Here is a 21,901-nt window from a genome sequence, read left to right as displayed (position 1 = left end):
TGCGTCAGGAGGGGGTGGGGGTGGACGCCGGGTCGAGGGCGGGGAGGCCGTCGATGGAGGTCGCGTTCTTCGTGGCGCGGTAGGTCGCCAGGCCGTCGTCGCCCCGGTTGCCCGCCCACCGGGTCAGCAGGTCACGGTCACCGTCGTGGCTCATGAGGGGCACGGCGTACCCGCACGAGTCGGAGACGCGCTCGACGTCGACGACGACGACGCCCCTGGCTCCCGGGTGGTCGGCGAAGAGCCCGCGGTACGAGTCGAACTCGCTGTCACCGAGCGCGACGTAGCGACCGGTCCCGTGCAGCCGCACGATGTTGGGCGGGCCCTCGAAGGCACAGAACATGACGGTCACGCGACCGTTCTCGCGCAGGTGCGCGACCGTCTCGGCGCCGCTGCCCGTGAGGTCGAGATAGGCGACGGCGTGCTCACCGAGCACGGCGAAGGTGCCGTCGAGACCCTTGGGGGAGAGGTTGACGTGGCCGTCTGCGGCGAGCGGGGCCGTCGCGACGAAGAAGAGGTGCTGCGCCTCGATGAAGGCGCGCAGCCGCGCGTCGATGCCGTCGTGGAGCTTCATGGGTGGGCCTCCTCGGTGCTGGCGTCTCCCACCAGCGTAGGAGCGCGCCGGCCGGCCGCCTCCACCTGACCGCAGCGTGGACCTCCGGTCGCGTGGCGTGCGCGCACGGGACAACGAAGGCCCGGGCTGACACCGTGTGGTGTCGGCCCGGGCCTCTCACGTGCTGGGTGCGACGTCAGCCGTCGTGGCCCGACGTCGCGGCGTCACTCCGCGGCGGCCGTCGCCGGCGCGGACTCGCCCCGACCGGCACCGCCACGACCGGCACCGCCACGACGGCGACGGCGCGGCGGACGCGAGCCACCTTCGGCGGCGTCGGACCCACCCTCGGGGCCGTTGCCGGCGGGAGCCGACGACTCGGCGGCACCGGACTCGCCCGCGGCACCGGCGGCCGCAGCCCCCGCACCACGCGTACGACGGCGGTTGCGGCTGCGACGGGGGCGGCTCTCGCCACCCTCGGCGGCCGGCGTCTCGCCGGAGTCGGACGTGTCGGACGACCCGCTCGCTGCGGCGTCGCCGCGGCCATGGTCGGAGCGCGAGCGCCCACGGTCGCCGCCACGGTCACCACGCTCTCGGTCGCCGCGGTCGCGGTCGCCGCGACCGGCGCCCGCACCGGACTTGCCGTGGCGCTTGCCGGTCTCGCCGAGGTCCTCGATCTCCTCGGCGCCGAGGCCCGCGAGCTTCTGCTGCGAGCGGCGCAGGCGGCCCTTGGCATCGGTGGGGATGTCGAGGTCGCTGTAGAGGTGGTCGGAGCTGGAGTAGGTCTCCTGCGGCTCGGGGATGCCGAGGTCGAGCGTCTTGTTGATGAGCGCCCAGCGGTGCAGGTCGTCCCAGTCGACGAAGGTCACCGCCACACCGGTGTTGCCGGCGCGGGCCGTGCGGCCGATGCGGTGCAGGTAGGTCTTCTCGTCCTCGGGGCACTGGTAGTTGATGACGTGCGTGACGTTCTCGACGTCGATGCCACGGGCCGCGACGTCGGTCGCGACGAGGATGTCGACCTTGCCGTTGCGGAACGCGCGCAGCGCCTGCTCACGGGCGCCCTGGCCGAGGTCGCCGTGGATCGCGGCAGCCGCGAAACCGCGCTCGACGAGCTCGTCGGAGACCTTGGCGGCGGTGCGCTTGGTGCGGCTGAAGATGATCGTCAGGCCGCGGCCGTTGGCCTGGAGCATGCGCGAGAGCATCTCGACCTTGTCCATGGCGTGGGCGCGGTAGACGAACTGCTCGACGGCCTTGACCGTGTGGGCGTTCTCGTTCTCGTCGCCCATGGCACGGATGTGCGTCGGCTGGGACATGTAGCGACGGGCGAGGGCCACGATGGCGCCCGGCATGGTCGCGGAGAAGAGCATCGTCTGGCGCGAGGCCGGCGTCAGCGACATGAGCGTCTCGACGTCCGGCAGGAAGCCGAGGTCGAGCATCTCGTCGGCCTCGTCGAGCACGACGGTGCGTGCCTGCGACAGGTCGAGGTGGCCCTGCTTGGCCAGGTCGATGAGGCGGCCGGGCGTGCCGACGACGACCTCGACGCCCTTCTTCAGGGCCTCGATCTGCGGCTCGTAGGCGCGGCCGCCGTAGACGGTGAGCACACGGACGCCGCGCTTGCGGCCGGCCCGCTCTAGGTCGCTGGCGACCTGAACGGCGAGCTCGCGCGTCGGGGCGACCGCGAGGGCCTGCGGCTTGCCCGGGCGGGCCTGCTCGTCGAAGCCGGCATCGCCGGGGGCGAGGACGCGGTTGAGGATCGGCACGCCGAACCCGAGGGTCTTGCCGGTGCCGGTCTTGGCCTGGCCGATGATGTCGTGGCCGCCGAGGGCGACGGGCAGCGTCATGGCCTGGATGGGGAACGGGTGGACGATCCCGTGCTCGGCGAGCGAGGCGACGATGTCGGGGTGGACGTCGAAGTCGGCGAAGGTCAGCTCGGGGGCGACCGGCTCCTCGGCCGCGGGGGTGAGCGGCTCGGCCGTCTCGGTGGGGGCCTCGGGAGCCGTGTCCGCGACCGTCTCGGCGACGGTGGGCTCGGGCGCGTCCGTGGCGACCCCCGCGTCGGCGGGGGTCTCGTGGGGCTGGGTCATGGGCATCTCTCGATCGGCACGAGCACCCCGACGGTGCGGGAGCTCAGTGGCGCGTGACGGGCCGATCGGAGACTGTCAGGGACGGTGGGTGGCTCTCGCACGTGCGGGCTCCACCGGTGCGCGGGGAGTCCGCGAGCACCATCTGGGCAAACCTTCGGGCCGACCGGGCACCGAGTTGTCAAGCCCAGTCTACCGGCATGCGGGCAGAACGCCCGAACTCGTTCACTAGATTGGGCGCATGAGCGACGACGCGACGTCCGGCCCCCACCTCGACGCGGACGGTGGGAGCCCCGAGGAAGGCAGCGAGCAGAGCCCCGTTGAGAGCCCCGTTGAGAGCCCCGTTGAGAGCCCCGAGGAGAGCACCGACGAGCCCGGCTACCTCGCCGCCGTCACCGACCTGCTCGGTGCGCTCGCGTACGGCGAGCTGCGGGCCTTCAGCCAGCTCGCCAAGGACGCCGAGCTCGCGCCCACGCTGCGTCACAAGTCGGCGCTAGCCGTCCTCGCCGCGCACGAGCTGAAGAACTACTCCGTGCTCACCGAGCGCCTCACGTCCCTCGGCGTCGAGCCGGAGTCGGCCATGGAGCCGTTCGTGCCGGCCGTCGACGCCTTCCACGAGCGCACGGCCGCCTCCGACTTCCTCGAGGGGCTCGTCAAGGCCTACGTCGGCGAGGGCATCGCCCAGGACTTCTACCGGGAGATCTCCCGCTACGTCGACGAGGACACGCGTTCGCTCGTCGTCAGCGTTCTCGAGGACACCGGGCAGGCCGACTTCGCCGTCACCGTCGTCCGCGAGGCGATCACCACCGACCCGCGCCTCGCGGGTCGGCTCGCGCTGTGGGGCCGTCGCCTCGTCGGTGAGGCCATCACCCAGGCCCAGCGCGTCGGGGTCGAGCGCGACGCGCTCGCGAGCATCCTCGTCGGGGCGCCCGGGCGCGCCGGGGCCGACCTCGCCGAGCTCGGCCGCATGTTCGCCCGCCTCACCGACGAGCACTCCCGCCGGATGGAGCGTCTCGGCCTGTCGGCCTGAGGGCGTATGCCGCCCTGCCGCCCCCGGGCGCGGAGGGGGCGCGGAGGGCACGGTCACCCGGGGCCACGACACGGCATACGCCATGGCGCGACGCGCGACGTCCGGACAGGGCCGGACATGCCGAGGGGCCCGACCGCAGACGGTCGGGCCCCTCGGTCAGTGCGTCGGTCAGACCGACTTGTGGCTCATGCGGCCGTACAGCACGATGATGATCGCCGCCACGATGGCGCCGAGGATCAGCGGGATCCAGGCGATACCCGAGTTGTTCGAGTAGCCGAGCTGGCGCACGACGAACGTCACGACGACGTTCGCGACGATGCCGATGAGGATCGTCACGACGAGCGAGATGTTCTGCTTGCCGGGGAGGATGAGCCGACCGAGGGCACCGATGATGGCACCGACGATGATGGCTCCGATGATGGTTGAGACCATGTGACGCTCCTTCTGGCCGTCACGTGGACGGCCGCTTGGTCCGCGAGGGGTGCGGACAACTCTTGCGACGAGATCAATGTCCCACCGCGTGGGGCTGGTGTGGTGGATGTGGCGCGCGCCAATTCCACGGGGATTCGGCCGTGAGGGGACGAAGGGGACAGGCGACCCGGGTCGGGGCGCCCGTCCGAAGCGTCAGCGTGTCTGGCGGTTGCCGGTGATCATGCCGTAGCCGACGATGAGGGCGGCCGCGACGACGACGCCGATGAGGCCGGAGATCCAGTCGATCCCCTTGGTGTCGCTGACACCCGTGGCCTTGTAGTAGATGAAGGCGCCGATGAGGGAGCCGAGGGCTCCGAGGACCACGGTGAGCAGGACACTCATGTTCTGCTTGCCGGGCAGCACCAAGCGGGCGAGCGGTCCCACGATCGCACCCGCGACGAGGGCGGCAAGGATGGTTCCGATCATGTCTACGCTTCCTCCTTCGAGCCCGCTGCGCGGGCGGCGACGACCCGGCGATCCCGGCTCGTTCCCCCACCTTGTACCCGCATGGTCGCTCCGGGCCACACCCCGGAGCAGGGCGAGTCCCGCGGCCGGTCCCACGGGCATGACGAAGGCCGCCGACCACGAGGGTCGGCGGCCTTCGTCATGCCCGGGCAGACCGTCCGGGGACGGTGGTCCGTCGGTGGGTCGCTCGGCGCTAGCCGTGGGCCGGCACCGGGACTGCCAGGGGGGTCGTGCTCCTCGGACGCGTTCAATGAGCGCCGAAACCGACGCCCGACTTGCGCTCGGCACCCGTCGTCACGTAGCCGATCGAGGCGGACGGGACCATGATGCGACCGCCCTTGTCGTCGGTCAGCTCGAGGGCCTCGGAGCCGAGGGACGCCTTGACGGCGGCGAAGATCTCGTCGCTGCTCTGGGTCGTCTCGAAGGTGATCTCGCGCGCCACGTTCTGCACGCCGATGCGGACCTCCACGTCAAACCTGCTTTCTCAGTTCTGGTGGACGCGGTCGACCGCGTCCTGTCGTCACCTTAACGAGCCGGCGTGCCGACCGATTCCCTGGCCGCGCCGCCGGGCCTGTCGCCCTCGTCGCTGCGGCCCTCGCCCCGGCCGACGACCGGGAACGCGCCGAAGCCGCGCCGGATCAGCGCGGCGGTGAGGCGCACGGCCGTCTCCTTGGAGAGCGTAGCCTCGTGGGTCAGCCAGTGGCGGGCCGACGTCTGGGCCAGGCCGACGAAGGCCACGCCGACGAGGACGGCCTCCTCCTGGTCCATCGACGTCTCGCTGCGGATGATCTCGGCCATCGCCTCGGCGCACGTGAGGTCGATCTGGTCGAGGCGCTTGCGGACCTCGGGCTCGTTGGCGAGGTCCGACTCGAAGATGAGACGGAAGGCGGCGCCCTCCTGGCCGACGAAGTCGAAGTAGGCGCGCGTCATCGTGTTGATGCGGGCCTTGTTGTCGGACAGCGCCAGGGCGTCGCGCACGAGCTGCTCGAGCTCGCCGGTGTGCTGGTCGATGAGCGCGAGGTAGAGCTCGAGCTTGCCGGGGAAGTGCTGGTAGAGCACGGGCTTGGAGACCCCGGCCCGCGCGGCGATGTCGTCCATCGCGGCGGCGTGGTAGCCGTTCTCGACGAACACGCCGAGGGCGGCGTCGAGCAGCTGGGCGCGCCGCTCGGAGCGGGGCAGCCGCTGGCCGCGGCCCGGAGGGGTGGTCTCGTCTGCCATGCGGGTCCTCTTCGCCGGTGGGCGCGTTGCTCGTCGGTGCTCGTCGGTCCTCGTCGTCCGCCCCCGCAGACGACGGTGTCGTGCTCACCATACCCAGCAGTACGGTGAGGGCATGTCGACGGATCCGCTGGTCAAGACGGGTCGGCCGCTCAGCAAGGCCGAGACGACGAGGTACGCCCGGCACGTGCTGCTGCCCGACGTCGGCCGTGACGGCCAGGAGCGGCTGGCCGTCTCCCGGGTGCTCGTCGTCGGGGCCGGCGGGCTCGGGTCGCCCGCGCTGCTCTACCTCGCCGCCGCCGGGGTCGGCACCATCGGGGTCGTCGACGCCGACGTCGTCGACCTCACCAACCTGCACCGCCAGGTCATCCACTCCGACGCCGACATCGGCCGACCCAAGACCGAGTCCGCCGAGGCCGCGGTCCACCGCGTCAACCCGCACGTCGAGGTGGTCCGGCACGACGTCGCGCTCGACTCCGCCAACGCGCTGGCGATCATCGGCGACTACGACCTCGTCGTCGACGGCACCGACAACTTCCCGACCCGCTACCTCGTCAACGACGCCTGCGTCATGCTCGGCAAGCCGCACGTGTGGGGCTCGATCCTCCGCTTCGACGGCCAGGTCTCGGTGTGGTGGGCCGGCCGGGGGCCCTGCTACCGCTGCGTGTTCCCCGACCCGCCGCCGCCAGGCTCGGTGCCGAGCTGCGCGGAGGGCGGCGTGCTCGGGGTCCTGTGCGCCGCCATCGGGTCGATCCAGTCGACCGAGGCGATCAAGCTCCTGCTCGGCATCGGCGAGCCGCTCGTCGGGCGGCTCATGGTCCATGACGCGCTGCGCCAGACGTGGGACACCCTGACCGTGCGGGCCGATCCCGAGTGCCCGGTCTGCGGCGACCAGCCGACCGTCACCGAGCTCATCGACTACGTCGAGTTCTGCGGCGTGCCCGGTGCCGCCGCGCACGACGAGGGCGACCTGCCGACCGTCACCGTCCACGAGATGGTGGGCGAGCTCGCGACCGACGAGCCGCCCCTGCTCGTCGACGTCCGCGGCGACGAGGAGCGAGCCATCGCCTCGATCCCCGGCGCCGTCGCGATCCACCTCGACCGCTTCCGCTCGGGTGAGGCGTTCGACGAGCTGCCTTCGGACAGAAGGGTCCTCATCCACTGCAAGGTGGGTGCACGCTCGGCCGAGGCGACGCGACTGGCGCTGCGCGCGGGGCTCACGGACGTCGCGAACGTCGAGGGCGGCATACTCGCCTACCTCCGGGAGATCGACCCGAGCCAGCCCGAGTACTGAGAGGACGCCCGTGCCGCTGGAGGACCACGCCGAGCGCGTGCTCGACCTCGTCGCGACCATCCCCGAGGGGCGGGTCCTCGCCTACGGCGACATCGCCAAGCGGCTCGGCGGCATGGGGCCGCGCACGGTCGGCACGGTGATGAGCCGCTACGGCTCGGACGTGCCGTGGTGGCGGGTCATCCGCTCCGACGGTCGTCCGCCGCAGGGCCTCGAGGACGAGGCCCTCGAGCACTGGCGGGCCGAGGGGACGCCCATGGTGGGCGGGCTCGTCGACGGTGGCCGCGCCGACATGGGCCGGGCTCGCTGGGACTTCGCTGGGGCGCCGGCCGCGTCCGGTGCCGCCGGGGGAGCGGGACCGCGCGGTGGCCTGCACCACGTCGAGATCTGGGTCGACGACATCGCCGCGGCCAAGCGCGAGTGGGGGTGGCTGCTCGGACGCCTCGGCTACCACCTCGGTGACGACTGGGGGCACGGCCAGGCGTGGGAGCTCGGCTCGCTCTACGTCGTCGTCGAGGCCGGACCCGATGTCGTCGCCGGACGCCACGAGCGCACGCGGGCGGGCCTGAACCACCTTGCCTTCCATGGCGGTTCGCGCGCCGAGGTCGACTCGCTCGTCGACGCCTGCGGCGAGGGCGGGTGGACGCTGATGTTCGCGGACACGCACCCGTATGCCGGTGGTCCGCAGCACTACGCCGCCTACCTCGAGAGCGGCGAGGGCTTCGAGGTCGAGGTCGTCGCCGCCGACGCCTGACGCCAGCCTCCCTGACGCCAGCCTCCCGGCGCCCGCCGCCGCGCCACCCGGAAGGTCGGGACCCTGGCCGGGACCTTCGACCCTGCCGCTCCCGGGCGCGGTCGGTGAGGGTGGAGAGCGGCCGTGGGTGCGGGGTGCCCACGAGGTTCACGTCAACCACGTCAGCCACGTCACCGAGGGGACCGGCAAGACTTGATTTGTTCCAGACAAGCCGGGAGACTCGGGGCATGACCGGAGCCGACGTCGAGGTGCAGCTGCGCGAGTCCGGCCTGCGTGTGACGCGCCAGCGTGTCGCCGTCCTCTCGGTCCTGCACGACCACCCGCACACCGACACCGACACCGTCATCCGGCGCGTCCGCGAGGTCGCCGGCGACGTGTCCCACCAGGCCGTCTACGACGTCCTGCGGGCCCTCACCGACGCCGGACTCGTGCGCCGCATCCAGCCGACGGGCTCCGTCGCCCGCTACGAGGTGCGCGTCGGCGACAACCACCACCACGTCGTGTGCCGCTCGTGCGGCTCCATCACCGACGTCGACTGCGCCGTCGGCCACGCCCCTTGCCTCACGGCATCCGACCCCCACGGATTCGTGATCGACGAGGCCGAGGTGACGTACTGGGGCATCTGCCCCGAGTGCGCCGCCGAGGCCGCCTCCTGAAGTTGCCCACCCCAGAAAGAGAAGGACGTCCTCGTGTCTGAGCTCCACCAGCCCAACGCCGAAGTCGGCGAGATGAACGAGCCGGAGGCCAGCAAGTGCCCCGTGGCCCACGACCGGTCGACCCGCCCCGCGGGCACGAGCAACGAGGACTGGTGGCCCAACCGCCTCAACCTCAAGATCCTCGCCAAGAACCCCGCGGTCGCCAACCCGCTCGGTGAGGACTTCGACTACGCCGCGGCCTTCAACAGCCTCGACCTCGCCGCCGTCAAGGCCGACATCGCGGCCGTGCTCACCGACTCGCAGGACTGGTGGCCCGCCGACTTCGGCCACTACGGCCCGTTCATGATCCGCATGGCCTGGCACAGCGCCGGCACCTATCGCGTGCAGGACGGTCGCGGCGGCGCGGGTGCCGGGCAGCAGCGCTTCGCCCCGCTCAACTCCTGGCCCGACAACGGCAACCTCGACAAGGCCCGCCGCCTGCTGTGGCCGGTCAAGAAGAAGTACGGCCAGAAGCTCTCGTGGGCCGACCTCATCGTCCTCACCGGCAACGTCGCCCTCGAGTCGATGGGCTTTACGACCTTCGGCTTCGGCGGCGGACGCGAGGACGTCTGGGAGCCGGACGCCGACGTCTACTGGGGCTCGGAGGCCGAGTGGCTCGGCGACGAGCGCTACACCGGCGACCGCGACCTCGAGAACCCGCTCGCCGCGGTCCAGATGGGCCTCATCTACGTCAACCCCGAGGGTCCCAACGGCAACCCGGACCCCCTGCAGTCCGCCCGCGACATCCGCGAGACGTTCGGCCGCATGGCGATGAACGACGAGGAGACCGTCGCCCTCATCGCCGGCGGTCACACCTTCGGCAAGACGCACGGCGCCGCCGACCCGCTGAAGTACGTCGGCACCGAGCCCGAGGGTGCCCCGCTCGAGGAGCAGGGCCTCGGCTGGAAGCAGTCCTACGGCACCGGCAAGCTCCAGGACGCCATCACGTCCGGCCTCGAGGTCACGTGGACTCCCACGCCGACGCAGTGGGACAACACCTTCTTCGACGTGCTCTTCGGTCACGAGTGGGAGCTGTCGCAGAGCCCCGCGGGCGCGGCCCAGTGGGTCGCCAAGGACGCCGAGGCGATCATCCCGGCTCCGAACGAGGGCGGCGCCAAGCGCCTGCCCACGATGCTGACGACCGACCTGGCCCTGCGCGTCGACCCGGCGTACGAGAAGATCTCGCGCCGCTTCCACGAGAACCCGGCCGAGTTCGCCGACGCCTTCGCGCGTGCCTGGTTCAAGCTGACCCACCGCGACATGGGCCCGGTCGAGCGCTACCTCGGCCCCGAGGTGCCGCAGGAGGAGCTGCTGTGGCAGGACCCGCTCCCCACCGCCGCCGGTGAGCCGATCGGTGCCGACGACATCGCGACGCTCGAGCAGGCCATCGCCGACTCCGACCTCACCGTCACCCAGCTCGTCAAGGCCGCATGGGCGTCCGCGTCGACGTTCCGCAGCAGCGACAAGCGCGGTGGCGCCAACGGTGCGCGCGTGCGTCTCGAGCCGCAGAGCGGCTGGGACGTCAACGACCCCGCCGAGCTGGCGACCGTCCTGCGTGTCCTCGAGGGCATCCAGGCCGACTTCAACGGCCGTGGCGGTGCCACCGTCTCGCTCGCCGACCTCATCGTCCTCGGCGGCAACGTCGCGGTCGAGCAGGCCGCTGCCGCAGGCGGCGTCACCGTCGAGGTGCCCTTCCGCGCCGGTCGCGTCGACGCCACGCAGGAGCAGACCGACGTCGAGTCGTTCGGCTACCTCGAGCCGAAGCACGACGGCTTCCGCAACTACGTCGGCAAGCCGGGTCGCGTGCCCGCCGAGTACCTCCTCCTCGACCGCGCCAACCTGCTCGGCCTCTCGGCCCCGCAGATGACGGTCCTCGTCGGCGGCCTGCGCGTCCTCGGTGCCAACACCGGTGGCTCGACGACGGGTGTCCTCACCGACCGCGTCGGCACGCTGACGAACGACTTCTTCGTCAACCTGCTCGAGCTCGGCACGACGTGGACGGCTGCGAACGAGGGCGCCGACACGTTCACCGCGACGAACGCCGCGGGCGAGCAGACGTGGACCGGCAGCCGCGTCGACCTGCTCTTCGGCTCCAACTCCGAGCTGCGCGCCCTCGCCGAGGTCTACGCCAGCGACGACGCCGCCGAGAAGTTCGTCCACGACTTCGTCGCCGCGTGGTCGCAGGTCATGGAGGCCGACCGCTTCGACGTCAGGTGACGGCCTGACGCACCGCACGGGGCCCGGGATGGCGTATGCCGTCCCGGGCCCTTCGCGCGTCCGCCCGGCCCGGGGGTCCGCTCGCGCCACCGAGGGCCCCAGCCCCCGCCGGGGGGAGAGCGGGCGCGCCGGCGGGTGGGGGCACACGGCACACGCCGTCGGGTCGTGCGCGGGTGTCGGTCGGGCGTGATGGAATCCTCCGGTGGTCATCCTCCGTCGAGCTCCCGCCCTCGCCCCGGCGCAGGTGCGGCTCGACGAGCGGCAGCAGGCCGCTCTCGGCTCCTCCGCCCGGGTGCTGCGGGTCCTCGGCGGGCCGGGCACGGGCAAGTCGACGCTCGCGGTCGAGCTCGTCGTCGACGCCGTGCGGCAGCAGGGGCTGCGGGCCGACGCGTGCCTCGTGCTCACCTCGAGCCGCAGCGCGGCGGGCGAGCTGCGCCAGCAGGTCACGGCGCGACTCGGCGGCACGTCCACCGAGTCGCTCGCGCGCACGTGGCAGGCCTTCGGCTTCGGGGTGCTCCGGGCCGAGGCGGCCCTGCGCGGCGACCCACCCCCGCGGCTGCTCAACGGTCCCGAGCAGGACGTCATCCTGCGCGACCTGCTCGCCGGGCACGCCTCGGGTGAGGTGCGCGGGCCGTCGTGGCCCGAGCAGCTGCGCGAGGCGCTGACGACCCGCGGCTTCCGCAACGAGCTGCGCGACCTGCTCATGCGCTCGGTCGAGCTGGGTCAGGGCCCCGACGACCTCGCCCGGCTCGCCGCCGAGCACGACCGACCCGAGTGGGCGGCGGCCGCGCACGTGCTGCGCGAGTACGACCAGGTCACCTCGTTCAGCCGGCACGGCTCCTACGACCCCGCGTGGGTGCTCACCGCGGTCGCCGAGCTGCTCGACGACGACCCGTCGGCCCTCGACCGGCTCCACGAGCGCATCCGCCTCGTCGTCGTCGACGAGGCCCAGGAGCTGACGTCGGCGGCGGCTCGGCTGCTGCGCGTCGTCGCCCGCCCCGGGGGTCCACGGGTGGTCCTCCTCGGTGACCCCGACGTGGCGGTCCAGACCTTCCGCGGCGCCGACCCGCGCTTCCTCGCCGACGGCTGGACCGACCTCGCGGGGGCCGGCCGCGACCCGCGCTTCGTCGGCGGCCTCTTCGACCTCATCGACGACGCCGGCGACGGCGCGAGCGAGACCGTCGTGCTCGACCGGACCCACCGGCTCGGCGCGGCCATGGTGGGTGTGGCCGACCGCGTCTCGCGGCGCATCGGTGCGCTCGGTGGCGGCGAGCAGCGGCGGATGGCGTCCGCGGCCGCAGACCCGTCGCGCGGCACCGTCGAGGTCGCCCTGCTGCGCTCCGCGGCCCAGGAGACGGCGCACGTCGCGGCGCTGCTGCGCCGGGCGCACCTCGTCGAGGGCGTGCCCTGGACCGACATGGCCGTCATCGTGCGCGGCTCGGGACGCGCCGACGCGATGCGTCGCCTCCTCGGGCAGGCCGGGGTGCCCGTCCAGGCGGGCAGCGCCGAGACGCCGGTGCGCGACGAGAGCGCGGTCCGGCCGCTGCTGCACCTGCTCGAGGAGAGCATCGCCATCGCCCGCGCCGAGCACCGCGGCGAGAGCCACGTCATCGACCCCGTGCGGGCCGCAGACCTCGTGCTGTCGCCGGTCGGGGGGAGCGACACCGTCGGTCTGCGCCGGCTGCGGCGACTGCTCCGGCAGGACGAGCTCGCCTCCGGGGGTGGGCGATCGAGCGACGAGCTGCTCGCCGAGCTGCTCCAGTCACAGCCCCGCGCCCGGATGCTCGGGTCGACCGCGCGCCCCGCCGAGCGCATCGCGACGGCGCTCGCGGCGGGTGCCGCGGCAGCGCGCGTCGCCGACGACGGCCGGTGGGCGCAGGGGGTCACGGCCGAGTCGGTGCTCTGGGCCATCTGGCAGGGCGCGGGCGTGGCCGACGGATGGCGACGACAGGCGCTCTCCGGAGGCACCTCGGGCGAGCGGGCCGACCGCGACCTCGATGCCGTGCTCGCGCTCTTCGACGCCGCGGGTGCGTTCGTCGACCGCCTGCCGACCGCCGGGCCCGACAAGTTCCTCGAGCACATCCAGGGCCAGGACGTCCCGGGCGACACCCTGCTCGTCGGCGGTCAGTCCGGCGGCCGTGTCGCCCTCCTGACGCCGCAGACGGCCGCCGGTCGCGAGTGGCGGATCGTCGTCGTCGCGGGCGTCCAGGAGGGGGTGTGGCCCGACCTGCGCCTCCGTGGCTCGGTCCTCGGGTCCGAGGACCTCGTCGACGTCGTGGCCCAGCGGCCGCTCGGCTTCCGCGCCGCGCAGGCCGCCGTGCGCTACGACGAGACGCGCCTCTTCCTCGTCGCCGTCACCCGCGCCACCGAGCGCCTCCTCGTCACCGCCGTCGGCAACGAGGACGAGCAGCCGTCGGTCTACCTCGACCTCGTCGACCCTCCCGCCACCACGAGGCTCGCCGACGAGGTGCGCCCGCACTCGGAGGTGGCGCGCACCATGACCCTCCCCGGGCTCGTCGGAGAGCTGCGGCGCGAGGCTGTCAGCCCCGACCCCGGTGTCGCCGAGCCCGCCCTCAACCTGCTCGCGGCTGCCGCGCGCGAGGGCGTGCGCGGGGCCGACCCGACGTCGTGGTGGGCGTTGCGCTCGGTGACGAGCGAGCGCCCCGTGCGCCGACCCGACGAGCCGGTCCCCGTGTCGCCGTCGAAGGTCACCTACTTCGCCGAGTGCGGGCTGCGCTGGTTCCTCACCTCGGTCGGCGGGGAGGGCGTCTCCCTCGGCGCTGCCTCGGTCGGCACCTTCGTCCACGACATCGTCGCCGAGCTGCCCGACGCCCCGCTCGAGGAGCTGAAGCACGAGGTCGACGCGCGGTGGGGGCGCCTCGGGCTCAAGCCCGGGTGGGTCACCGACCGAACCCACCAGGAGGCCCACGACATGGTGGCCCGGTTCGTGACCTACCGGACCGCCGCAGAGCGCGACTGGGAGCGCGTCGGGATCGAGGCCGACTTCCGGGTCGAGGTCGGGCGTGCCGTCGTCGCCGGGCGCGTCGACCGCATCGAGCGCGACGCCGAGGGTCGCCTGCGCATCGTCGACCTCAAGACCGGCAAGTCCAAGCCGACCAAGGCCGAGCTCGCCCAGCACGGCCAGCTCGGGGCATACCAGGTGGCCGTCGAGGAGGGCGGGTTCCCCGCGCTCGGCGACCGCAGCGCCGGCGCGGCGCTCGCCTTCATCGGCAAGGGAGGGCTCTCCGGTCTCAAGCCGAGCGTGCTGCCGCAGCCACCGCTGACGAGCAGCGACGACCCGACGTGGGCACGGACGCTCGTCGAGGAGACCGCCGAGGGGATGGGTGCTGCCGAGTTCCGGGCCGCCCAGGGCAAGGCCTGCGAGACGTGCCCGGTCCGGTCGTCGTGCCCCGTCCAGCCCGAGGGGGACGCCCTGTGACGACGACCGAGGCACGTCCCGCCCCGACGGCGTCGCACAGCGCCTTCGACATCGCGACGGCTCTCGAGATGCCGCCGCCCACGGCCGAGCAGGCCGCCGTCATCGAGGCGGGCGCCCGCCCGCTCCTCGTCGTCGCCGGCGCCGGCTCGGGCAAGACCGAGACGATGGCGGCACGCGTCGTGTGGCTCGTCGCCAACGGCCTCGTCGACCCCGACCAGGTGCTGGGCCTGACGTTCACCCGCAAGGCCGCCGCGGAGCTCTCCCAGCGCATCGCCAAGCGTCTGCGCGGCCTCGAACGGGCCGGCATCTGGACGGCGCCCGCCGACGACGGCACGGGCGCCGAGGTGCTCGGCGGCACCCCGACCGTCTCCACCTACCACGCGTATGCCGGCCGGCTCGTCCGCGAGCACGCCCTCCGGGTGGGCATCGAGCCGGAGTTCCGCATCCTCACCGAGGCCGGCGCGTGGCAGCTGGCCGCCGAGGCGGTGTCGCGCTGGGACGGTCCGATGGACGACGTCGTCAAGAGCGAGGCGACCGTGATCCAGGCCGTCATGGCGCTCGCCGGCGAGATGGCCGAGCACGTGCGCACGCCCGTCGAGGTCATGGACCACCTCGACGCCGTGCTCGCGCGCCTCGACGCACTGCCCGACGGCGAGGGACGCGGGTCGCTCACCGCCGCCCGCGACGCGGTCGCCGTCCTGCGCGAGCGCCGCACGGTCCTGCCGATCGTCGAGGCCTTCCTCGCCCTCAAGCGCGAGCGCGAGTCGCTCGACTTCGCCGACCAGATGGCCATCGCCGCCCGCCTGACCCGGTCGGTGCCGGCCGTCGGCGAGATAGAGCGCGAGCGGTTCCGCGCCGTGCTGCTCGACGAGTTCCAGGACACCTCCGAGGCCCAGCTCGAGCTGCTCCGGTCGCTCTTCCACCACCCCGGCGTCGCCCTGACGGCCGTCGGCGACCCCAACCAGTCGATCTACGGCTGGCGAGGGGCGAGCGCGACCACGCTCCTGCGCTTCCCGTCCGAGTTCGGTGGCGACGACGGCCCCGCCGACGTCCTGCCGCTGTCGACGAGCTGGCGCAACGACTCGCTCATCCTCGACGCAGCCAACGCCGTCGCCGCGCCGCTCGCGACCGAGCACGTGCAGCCGCTGCGACCACGGCCGGGCGCCGGGGCGGGGACGATCGAGGTGGCCCGGCTCGGGACCGCCGAGGAGGAGGCCGACCACCTGGCCGCCTGGATCGCCTCGCACTGGTTCAGCACGAGCGGCCGACGCACCGGTCGCAGCGCGGCCGTGCTGTGCCGACGACGCTCGACCTTCCCCGTCGTGCTCGAGGCCTTGCGCCGCCGCCAGCTGCCCGTCGAGGTCGTCGGACTCGGGGGCCTGCTCGTCACTCCCGAGGTCAGCGACCTCGTGGCGGCCCTGTGGGTCGTGCAGGACCCCAGCCGCGGCGACCAGCTGATGCGCCTGCTCACCGGCCCCGTCGTGCGTCTCGGCGCGGCCGACCTGGCCGGGCTGTGGGCGTGGGCGCGTGAGCTGCATGCGCGGACCCCCCGGGTCGGGAGCGCCGTCGCGGAGGCGACGGCGCCAACCGGCCGGCCCGGGGCGGCCAGCGCCGGGGGCCCGGTCGCGCAGGACCCGGGGTCCGTGGCCGCGACCGACGCTCCTGCGGCCACGGGCGCTCCGGCGCCGTCCGCCGGCCCGGCGGCGGACCAGGCCGGCGACGCGACACCCGATGACCCCCGCGGCTCCGACCTCGCCGCCGACAGCGCCGACACCGCCACGCTCGTCGAGGCGCTCGACGACCTGCCCCGGGCCGGCTGGACCGCACGCGACGGCGCGCGCATCGGCGACGAGGCCCTGGCCCGGCTGAAAGACCTCGGCGACGTCGTCCGCCGGCTCCGCCGACTCACGGCGCTGCCCCTCGTCGACCTCGTCGCCGAGGCCGAGGTCGCCATCGGGCTCGACATCGAGGTGCTCTCGCGCCCCGAGCACACGGCGTCGACCGCCCGCGTGCACCTCGACGCCTTCGCCGATGTCGCGGCGCGCTACGCCACCACCGCCGACCGGCCCACGCTCTCCGGCTTCCTCAGCTGGCTCGACGCGGCCCGCGACCAGGAGCGCGGCCTCGACGCCGGGCACACCGAGTCCGACGCCGACGCCGTGCAGGTGCTCACCGTGCACGCGGCCAAGGGTCTCGAGTGGGACGTCGTCGCCGTCCCGACCCTCGTCGAGGGCGTCTTCCCGGCACACGGCGCGACCGCGGTGGCGCCCGTCGCCGACAGCGAGCCCACGGCGTACGCCTGCTCGGGCGACGTCAAGGACAAGGGCTGGCTCATCGGGCTCGACTCGCTGCCCTACGACCTGCGTGGCGACCGGGCCGGCCTGCCGCACCTCGACTGGCGCGGCGTGCCCGACCGCAAGGCGCTGAGCGCCGCCATCGACGCGTTCGTCCTCGACGGCGGGCGCCATGCCGTGGCCGAGGAGCGGCGTCTCGCCTACGTCGCCTTGACGCGTGCGCGGGCCTCGATGCTCCTGACGACCCACCTGTGGGGTGCGACGAAGAAGACCCTCTCCGTGCCCTCGCGCTTCCTCGCCGAGGTGGAGGAGACGCTGCCCGGCTCCGTCGTGCGCACCACCTGGGTGCCGGACCCCGAGCCCGTCGTCGACGACAAGGGCAAGGCGTCCGCGCCCACCAACCCTCACCTCGCCGTGCCGATCTCGCAGCTGTGGCCCCACGACCCGATGGGGGCGCGGCGCGTCGGCCTGCTCGACGCGCACCGCCGGATCGCTGCGCTCGTCGACGCGGGCCCCACTGTGCCCCAGGGGGATCCGCGCGTCGACGACCTCCGCATCCTGCTCGCCGAGCAGGAGGCACGACGGTCCCGCGGTGAGCCTGTCGTCGACGTCCCACGTCACCTCTCGGCGTCCGCCGTCGTCTCGCTGGCCCGCGACGCGGAGGCGTTCGCGATGTCGCTGAGGCGCCCGATGCCGAGCCCGCCGGCCGTCGCCGCCCGGCAGGGCACGGCCTTCCACGCGTGGATCGAGGAGCACTACTCACGCGCCGCCTTCGTCGACCTGCTCGACCTGCCCGGCAGCGCCGACGAGGGGGCGGCCGACGACGGCGACCTCGACGTGATGAAGGAGCGCTTCCTCGCCAGCGAGTGGGCCGACCGCATCCCGGAGGAGATCGAGATGTCGATCGAGACGGTCATCGACGGCATCGCCGTCCGCGGCCGGGTCGACGCCGTCTTCCCGCGCGACGACGGCGGGTGGACGGTCGTCGACTGGAAGACGGGTGCCCGGCCGACCGGGCGCGACGCCACCGTCCGCGCGCTCCAGCTCGGGGCGTATGCCGTCGCCTTCGCCCGGCTGCGCGGCGTCGACGCGTCGCTCGTCGACGCGGCGTTCTACTACGCGGGGGAGGGCGTCACCGTGCGCCCCGACCTCCCGGGCGAAGCCTCCCTCGTCGACCTGCTCCGCACCCTCCCCGACGCGTAGCCCCCGTCGAGCGAGCCCCCAGTCCCACTCGAGTGGCCTCGTCGTCACACCCGTCCGGTCCGTCCGCCCGTCGAGTGGCCTCGTCGTCACACCCGTCCGGTCCGTCCGCTCGTCGAGTGGCCTCGTCGTCACACCGGAGTGGACCCCTCGGACGTGGACGGGCCGTGACGGGTGTGGTCACGCGGCCACTCGAGGTGACCGGAGTTTCCGCCCGGGTGGGGCGGGTGGGGTGGGGCGGGTGGGGTCGGGCGCTCACTCGAGTGGGGTTGAGCGCTCACTCGAGGGGGAGTCAGGCTCGGGCGTCCCGGGGCGGGTGCTCGCGACGGCGGTCGACGGGGACGAAGTCGGAGGCGCCCTCGTGGAGGTCGAGCACCCCGTCGGCGTCCTAGGGAAGGGCCTCGACCTCGTCGATCTCGAACGTCGACGCGTCGGCGTCCGCGGCCATGACCGGCACGGGCTGCGACTCCTCGACCGTCTCGTCGTGCCACGGCGACCGATCCGGCTCGGACGTGTCGTCGGTGGCCGGTGGGCCGTCGTCGTCGTGGTCGGCGTGACCGGGGCTCGCCTCGTCCGCCTCCTGCGGCGTCGTGGACGGCTCGGGCTCCTGCGCGTCCGTCGGGTGCGAGGGCCCGGACGGCAGGGAGGGCCCGGACGGCAGGGAGGGCCCGGACGGTGGTGACGGCGCGGGGGGCTCGGCCGTTCCGGCGGTCCAGGCGACGGGCGCCTGCGGGTCGTCGAGGAGGGAGGTCATCGAGATGGCCTGGGTCTCGCCGAGCATGGGGAAGGGCACGTGGGGCTGGGTCGCGTCCCACTCGGGCTCGGGGCGCTCGGGGTCGTCGGGGTCGAGCACCGCCGCAGCGCGCTCACGGGCCAGTCGCGTGCGCTCGCTGCGCTCGGCGTCCTCCTCCGCATGACGGCGGTCGTCGTCCTCGACCCGGCCGTCCAGGGCACGCAGCTCGTCGGCGGTGCGCTCGACGACGTCGAGCTGTCCCGAGGCGAGGGCGTGGAGCAGAGTCCGCAGCGGCGCCATCTCGGCTGCGAGCCGGGCACGGCGCACGAGGTGGACGTCGGGCCGCTCGATGCGCGACTCGGCGTAGGCCTCGAGCACGGCATCGAGCGTCTCGGCCGGCGCGAGGCTGGCGAGCTCGGCGAAGTCGTCCGCCGGGTCGCCGACGCGGCTCGCCTCCCATGCGAGGACGCCACGCACATGACCGCTCGACGAGTCGTCGTCGTCGTCGAACGACGCGAGGACGTTCTCGCCCGTGAAGGTGCCGTGGACCGTGCTCGGCGCGAAGCGCCACAGCGAGACGTCCTCGAGCGCGTGCTCCCAGCGCGTGAGCAGACCTGTGGGGATGTGCCCCGTCGCGGCGGCCCGGTCGAGCTCGGAGAGCTGGCGCCGGCGGTGTGCCTCGGCGTCATAGCTGGGCCGGTCGGCCTCGTCGTAGAGGAGGTGCTCGACGTTGTGGATGTGGGCGAGCGTCCGCCCGACCTCGGCGGTCAGGGGGCCCGGCCGGAGCCCGCCGAAGTCGAGGGGTCGACCGGGGACGCGCAGGTAGACGGCCGCTCGCCCCTCCGGCACCTGGGCGAAGCCGCGGACCATGGGCATGGCGACGTCGAGCCGCCGACCGAGCAGGCCGGACAGAGTCGAGATGTCGTCGAGCATCGCACCGGCCGCCGACGTGCACGGCGCCTTGACGACCCAGCGGCGGTCCTGGCTGTCCTGCACGTACGCGATCTCGAACAGGTCGCCGGGACGGCTCGGGACGCCCTCCACCGTGACCGGGTCGAGGCCCGGCACGGCCGAGCTCGCCAGGGCGGCGAGGAAGAGCGGGCTGCGCGTCACGTGTCCACCGTAGGTCGAGCAACGCGCCGAGCGTGGGAGGCGACACCCGCGCGGCCCTGTTCGGTGCAGGCTCGACACCGGTGCGACGGTGCCAGGCCGCCGTCCTAGGGTGGGTCGCGTGGCAGTGACCGACGAGACCCTGGCCGACCTCGCGCTCTCGCGCAGCTCACTGGACCGGGTGGCGCTCGAGCGCCGTCGGCCCGAGATCCTCACCGAGCTGCTCGACGACCCGCGCACCCGCGTCGCCGAGGTCCGCGGTGACCGGATGCGCGTCTCCCCGGTCGACGCCCACGGGGCTGTCTCCGGTGACGCCGCCGTCTCCGGCGACGCCGCCGTCTCGGGCGACGCCGACGCGCTGACGCTCGTCCTGCGCGCCCCCGAGCCCGAGGACCGTGCCCGGCTCGGACTGCACCTCGGCCGCGACGGCGACGGGACGGCATACGTGGGCGTCGTCTCGGCGGACGACAGCGCGGCTGCCGGCCCGGGGCCCGAGACGGACGGCTGGCTCACCCTGCGGCAGGCGGGCGAGGCGCTCGCGCCGCGTGACGCCGGCGTCTTCACGACCGCGCTGGCGCTCGCCAACTGGCACGCGACGCACCGCTTCTGCCCGCGCTGCGGCGCGCCGACCGAGCCCCGGCAGGGCGGCTGGGTGCGGCGGTGCGAGCGCGAGGGCAGCGAGCACTACCCACGCACCGACCCGGCGGTCATCATGTCGGTCGTCGACCCCGACGAGCGGCTGCTGCTCGGGCGCGGGGGGCACTGGCCCGAGGGGCGCTTCTCGGTGCTCGCCGGCTTCGTCGAGCCGGGGGAGTCCTTCGAGTCCGCGGTCGCCCGCGAGGTCGCAGAGGAGGTCGGCGTCACCGTCGAGGCGGTGCGCTACCTCGGCAACCAGCCGTGGCCGTTCCCCTCGTCGGTCATGATCGGCTTCGAGGCGACCACGCGCGAGACGGAGCTGACCATCGACCCCGTCGAAATGGCCGAGGCGCGCTGGGTGAGCCGCGAGGAGTACCGCGACCTGCTCCGCGGCGGGTCGATCCGCACGCCGAGCGGCATCTCGATCGCCAAGCGGATCATCGAGCACTGGCTGGGCCAGACGGTCGAGTCGGTCGTCGAGCCGGGCACCCGCACCGGCTTCTGACCGGCGACGCGCGGCGGCTCAGCCGGCGAGGCGCTCGCGGACCTCGGCGAGCGAGGGGTTCGTCGCCGCCGAGCCGTCGGGGAAGACGACCGTCGGGACCGTGCGGTTGCCGCCGTTGACGTGCTCGACGAAGTCGACGTGCTCGGGGTTGGCCTCGAGGTCGATCTCGGTGAACGGCACGCCCTCGCGGGTGAGCTGGCCCTTGAGGCGCGTGCAGTAGCCGCACCACGTGGTCGTGAACATCGTGATCGAGCCCTCGTCGGGCGTGACCTGCGTGGACTCGGGCATCGTTTCCTACTCGTCGTGGCTGCGTCGTGTGCGGAGGTGGGGACGGACCCCACGGGCGTCGTCCCTCGGTGCAAGGATGACCCCATGGCCAAGCGCGGCGCAAAACGATCCCCGAGGATGGACCTCGACGTCTACGAGACCGAGGTCCGTCGTCTGCAGGCCGAGCTCGTGGCGTTCCAGGAGTGGGTGCGCGCGACGGGCCAGCGGGTCGTCGTCGTCTTCGAGGGGCGTGACGCCGCCGGCAAGGGATCGGCGATCAAGCGGATCACCGAGTACCTCAGCCCCCGCGTCGCCCGCATCGCGGCCCTCCCGGCTCCGACCGACCGCGAGAAGACGGAGTGGTACTTCCAGCGCTACATCGCCCACCTTCCCGCGGCCGGCGAGATCGTGCTGTTCGACCGGTCCTGGTACAACCGCGCCGGGGTCGAGCGGGTCATGGGCTTCTGCACCGACGAGCAGTACGCCCGCTTCCTCGAACAGGCGCCGCTCTTCGAGAAGATGCTCGTCGACGACGGCGTCATCCTGCGCAAGTACTGGTTCAGCGTGTCCGACGTCGAGCAGGAGCGCCGCTTCCGCAGCCGGGCCAAGGACCCCATGCGCCAGTGGAAGCTCTCGCCGATGGACCTCGAGTCGATCACCCGCTGGGAGGAATACTCCGAGGCGAAGGACATCATGATGGCCGCGACGAGCACCGACTGGGCGCCGTGGCACGTCGTCGAGTCCGAGGACAAGCGGCGGTCGCGGGTCAATGTCATGCACCACCTGCTCAGCTCGATCCCGCACGCCGCCGTGACGCCCGACGTGCCGCCCGTGCCCAAGCGCCCGGCCCCGCGCGGCTACGAGCGCCCGCCGCAGCACGAGCAGAACTACGTGCCCGACCACGCCGCGAGCGTCCTGGCCACCTCGAAGGGTGATCGCTCCTGAGCGCAG

The 21,901-nt window shown here is 73.5% G+C and carries 17 protein-coding genes; 9 read left to right on the top strand and 8 right to left on the bottom strand.

Features of this window, described 5'->3' with window-relative positions; translation table 11 throughout:
• Positions 1-4: 4 nt before the first annotated feature.
• Positions 5-571 (bottom strand): pyridoxamine 5'-phosphate oxidase family protein, encoded by a 567-nt coding sequence (locus tag ACSSS0_RS04720; protein WP_487230236.1) that lies wholly within the window; start codon positions 569-571, stop codon positions 5-7.
• 203 nt (positions 572-774) lie between these two features.
• The gene (locus ACSSS0_RS04715; RefSeq protein WP_487230235.1) at positions 775-2,631 is read right to left on the bottom strand and encodes a DEAD/DEAH box helicase; all 1,857 of its coding nucleotides are present in this window, start codon (positions 2,629-2,631) and stop codon (positions 775-777) included.
• 238 nt (positions 2,632-2,869) lie between these two features.
• Here ACSSS0_RS04715 and ACSSS0_RS04710 point away from each other — a divergent pair, with 238 nt between their 5' ends.
• The gene (locus ACSSS0_RS04710; protein ID WP_487230234.1) at positions 2,870-3,658 is read left to right on the top strand and encodes a ferritin-like fold-containing protein; all 789 of its coding nucleotides are present in this window, start codon (positions 2,870-2,872) and stop codon (positions 3,656-3,658) included.
• A 168-nt stretch (positions 3,659-3,826) separates the two neighbouring features.
• Here the strand turns inward: ACSSS0_RS04710 and ACSSS0_RS04705 are convergent, their stop codons facing one another.
• The 4 genes from ACSSS0_RS04705 to ACSSS0_RS04690 all read right to left on the bottom strand — a co-directional run bounded on the left by ACSSS0_RS04705 (position 3,827) and on the right by ACSSS0_RS04690 (position 5,812).
• On the bottom strand, positions 3,827-4,090 hold the full coding sequence (locus ACSSS0_RS04705) for a GlsB/YeaQ/YmgE family stress response membrane protein (RefSeq protein ID WP_487230233.1): 264 nt from the start codon (positions 4,088-4,090) through the stop codon (positions 3,827-3,829).
• A gap of 192 nt (positions 4,091-4,282) precedes the next feature.
• Positions 4,283-4,555, bottom strand: coding sequence for a GlsB/YeaQ/YmgE family stress response membrane protein (locus tag ACSSS0_RS04700; RefSeq protein WP_487230232.1), 273 nt, complete (start codon positions 4,553-4,555; stop codon positions 4,283-4,285).
• Between the two features lie 286 nt (positions 4,556-4,841).
• Complete coding sequence (locus ACSSS0_RS04695; RefSeq protein WP_026864027.1) at positions 4,842-5,063, bottom strand: DUF3107 domain-containing protein; 222 nt, start codon at positions 5,061-5,063, stop codon at positions 4,842-4,844.
• Positions 5,064-5,119: 56 nt separating this feature from the next.
• Complete coding sequence (locus ACSSS0_RS04690; RefSeq protein ID WP_435985080.1) at positions 5,120-5,812, bottom strand: TetR/AcrR family transcriptional regulator; 693 nt, start codon at positions 5,810-5,812, stop codon at positions 5,120-5,122.
• A 112-nt stretch (positions 5,813-5,924) separates the two neighbouring features.
• Here ACSSS0_RS04690 and moeB point away from each other — a divergent pair, with 112 nt between their 5' ends.
• The 6 genes from moeB (at position 5,925) to ACSSS0_RS04660 (ending at position 17,702) form a co-directional block, all read left to right on the top strand.
• Positions 5,925-7,103 carry a molybdopterin-synthase adenylyltransferase MoeB gene (gene moeB, locus ACSSS0_RS04685; RefSeq protein WP_487230231.1) on the top strand — a complete coding sequence of 393 codons (1,179 nt, stop codon included), beginning with the start codon at positions 5,925-5,927 and terminating at the stop codon, positions 7,101-7,103.
• Positions 7,104-7,113: 10 nt separating this feature from the next.
• Positions 7,114-7,854: an MGMT family protein gene (locus ACSSS0_RS04680; RefSeq protein ID WP_487230230.1), complete on the top strand. Its 741-nt coding sequence runs from the start codon at positions 7,114-7,116 to the stop codon at positions 7,852-7,854.
• A gap of 227 nt (positions 7,855-8,081) precedes the next feature.
• Positions 8,082-8,510 carry a Fur family transcriptional regulator gene (locus tag ACSSS0_RS04675; protein ID WP_487230229.1) on the top strand — a complete coding sequence of 143 codons (429 nt, stop codon included), beginning with the start codon at positions 8,082-8,084 and terminating at the stop codon, positions 8,508-8,510.
• 72 nt (positions 8,511-8,582) lie between these two features.
• The gene (katG, locus tag ACSSS0_RS04670; protein WP_487231186.1) at positions 8,583-10,766 is read left to right on the top strand and encodes a catalase/peroxidase HPI; all 2,184 of its coding nucleotides are present in this window, start codon (positions 8,583-8,585) and stop codon (positions 10,764-10,766) included.
• 202 nt (positions 10,767-10,968) lie between these two features.
• The gene (locus tag ACSSS0_RS04665; RefSeq protein ID WP_487230228.1) at positions 10,969-14,205 is read left to right on the top strand and encodes an ATP-dependent helicase; all 3,237 of its coding nucleotides are present in this window, start codon (positions 10,969-10,971) and stop codon (positions 14,203-14,205) included.
• Positions 14,202-17,702 carry an ATP-dependent helicase gene (locus ACSSS0_RS04660; protein WP_487230227.1) on the top strand — a complete coding sequence of 1,167 codons (3,501 nt, stop codon included), beginning with the start codon at positions 14,202-14,204 and terminating at the stop codon, positions 17,700-17,702. The genes ACSSS0_RS04665 and ACSSS0_RS04660 overlap by 4 nt, the downstream gene beginning before the upstream one ends.
• Positions 17,703-18,087: 385 nt before the next feature.
• Here ACSSS0_RS04660 and ACSSS0_RS04655 read toward each other — a convergent pair whose 3' ends face one another.
• A complete protein-coding gene (locus tag ACSSS0_RS04655; protein WP_487230226.1) occupies positions 18,088-19,545 on the bottom strand; it encodes a phosphotransferase in 1,458 nt (485 codons plus the stop codon).
• Positions 19,546-19,663: 118 nt separating this feature from the next.
• Between ACSSS0_RS04655 and nudC the strand changes: the two genes are divergently transcribed.
• Complete coding sequence (gene nudC / locus ACSSS0_RS04650; protein WP_487230225.1) at positions 19,664-20,683, top strand: NAD(+) diphosphatase; 1,020 nt, start codon at positions 19,664-19,666, stop codon at positions 20,681-20,683.
• Between the two features lie 18 nt (positions 20,684-20,701).
• Here nudC and ACSSS0_RS04645 read toward each other — a convergent pair whose 3' ends face one another.
• Entirely contained in the window at positions 20,702-20,971 is a 270-nt protein-coding gene (locus ACSSS0_RS04645; RefSeq protein WP_435985089.1) for a mycoredoxin, read from the bottom strand.
• 117 nt (positions 20,972-21,088) lie between these two features.
• Here ACSSS0_RS04645 and ppk2 point away from each other — a divergent pair, with 117 nt between their 5' ends.
• A complete protein-coding gene (ppk2, locus tag ACSSS0_RS04640) occupies positions 21,089-21,895 on the top strand; it encodes a polyphosphate kinase 2 (RefSeq protein WP_487230224.1) in 807 nt (268 codons plus the stop codon).
• Positions 21,896-21,901: the final 6 nt, after the last annotated feature.

The sequence above is a fragment of the Terrabacter sp. R4-6 genome (genome assembly GCF_057529065.1).
This window is presented reverse-complemented; position numbering and strand designations above follow the sequence as displayed.

What these genes read in the sequence shown, in the direction of transcription:
- ACSSS0_RS04710 (WP_487230234.1), top strand. Translation starts at nt 2,870, where the DNA reads ATGAGCGACGACGCGACGTCCGGCCCCCACCTCGACGCGGACGGTGGG.
- ACSSS0_RS04690 (WP_435985080.1), bottom strand. Translation starts at nt 5,812, where the DNA reads ATGGCAGACGAGACCACCCCTCCGGGCCGCGGCCAGCGGCTGCCCCGC.
- ACSSS0_RS04720 (WP_487230236.1), bottom strand. Translation starts at nt 571, where the DNA reads ATGAAGCTCCACGACGGCATCGACGCGCGGCTGCGCGCCTTCATCGAG.
- ACSSS0_RS04700 (WP_487230232.1), bottom strand. Translation starts at nt 4,555, where the DNA reads ATGATCGGAACCATCCTTGCCGCCCTCGTCGCGGGTGCGATCGTGGGA.
- katG (WP_487231186.1), top strand. Translation starts at nt 8,583, where the DNA reads ATGAACGAGCCGGAGGCCAGCAAGTGCCCCGTGGCCCACGACCGGTCG.
- ACSSS0_RS04715 (WP_487230235.1), bottom strand. Translation starts at nt 2,631, where the DNA reads ATGACCCAGCCCCACGAGACCCCCGCCGACGCGGGGGTCGCCACGGAC.
- ACSSS0_RS04705 (WP_487230233.1), bottom strand. Translation starts at nt 4,090, where the DNA reads ATGGTCTCAACCATCATCGGAGCCATCATCGTCGGTGCCATCATCGGT.
- ppk2 (WP_487230224.1), top strand. Translation starts at nt 21,089, where the DNA reads ATGGACCTCGACGTCTACGAGACCGAGGTCCGTCGTCTGCAGGCCGAG.
- moeB (WP_487230231.1), top strand. Translation starts at nt 5,925, where the DNA reads ATGTCGACGGATCCGCTGGTCAAGACGGGTCGGCCGCTCAGCAAGGCC.
- ACSSS0_RS04675 (WP_487230229.1), top strand. Translation starts at nt 8,082, where the DNA reads ATGACCGGAGCCGACGTCGAGGTGCAGCTGCGCGAGTCCGGCCTGCGT.
- ACSSS0_RS04645 (WP_435985089.1), bottom strand. Translation starts at nt 20,971, where the DNA reads ATGCCCGAGTCCACGCAGGTCACGCCCGACGAGGGCTCGATCACGATG.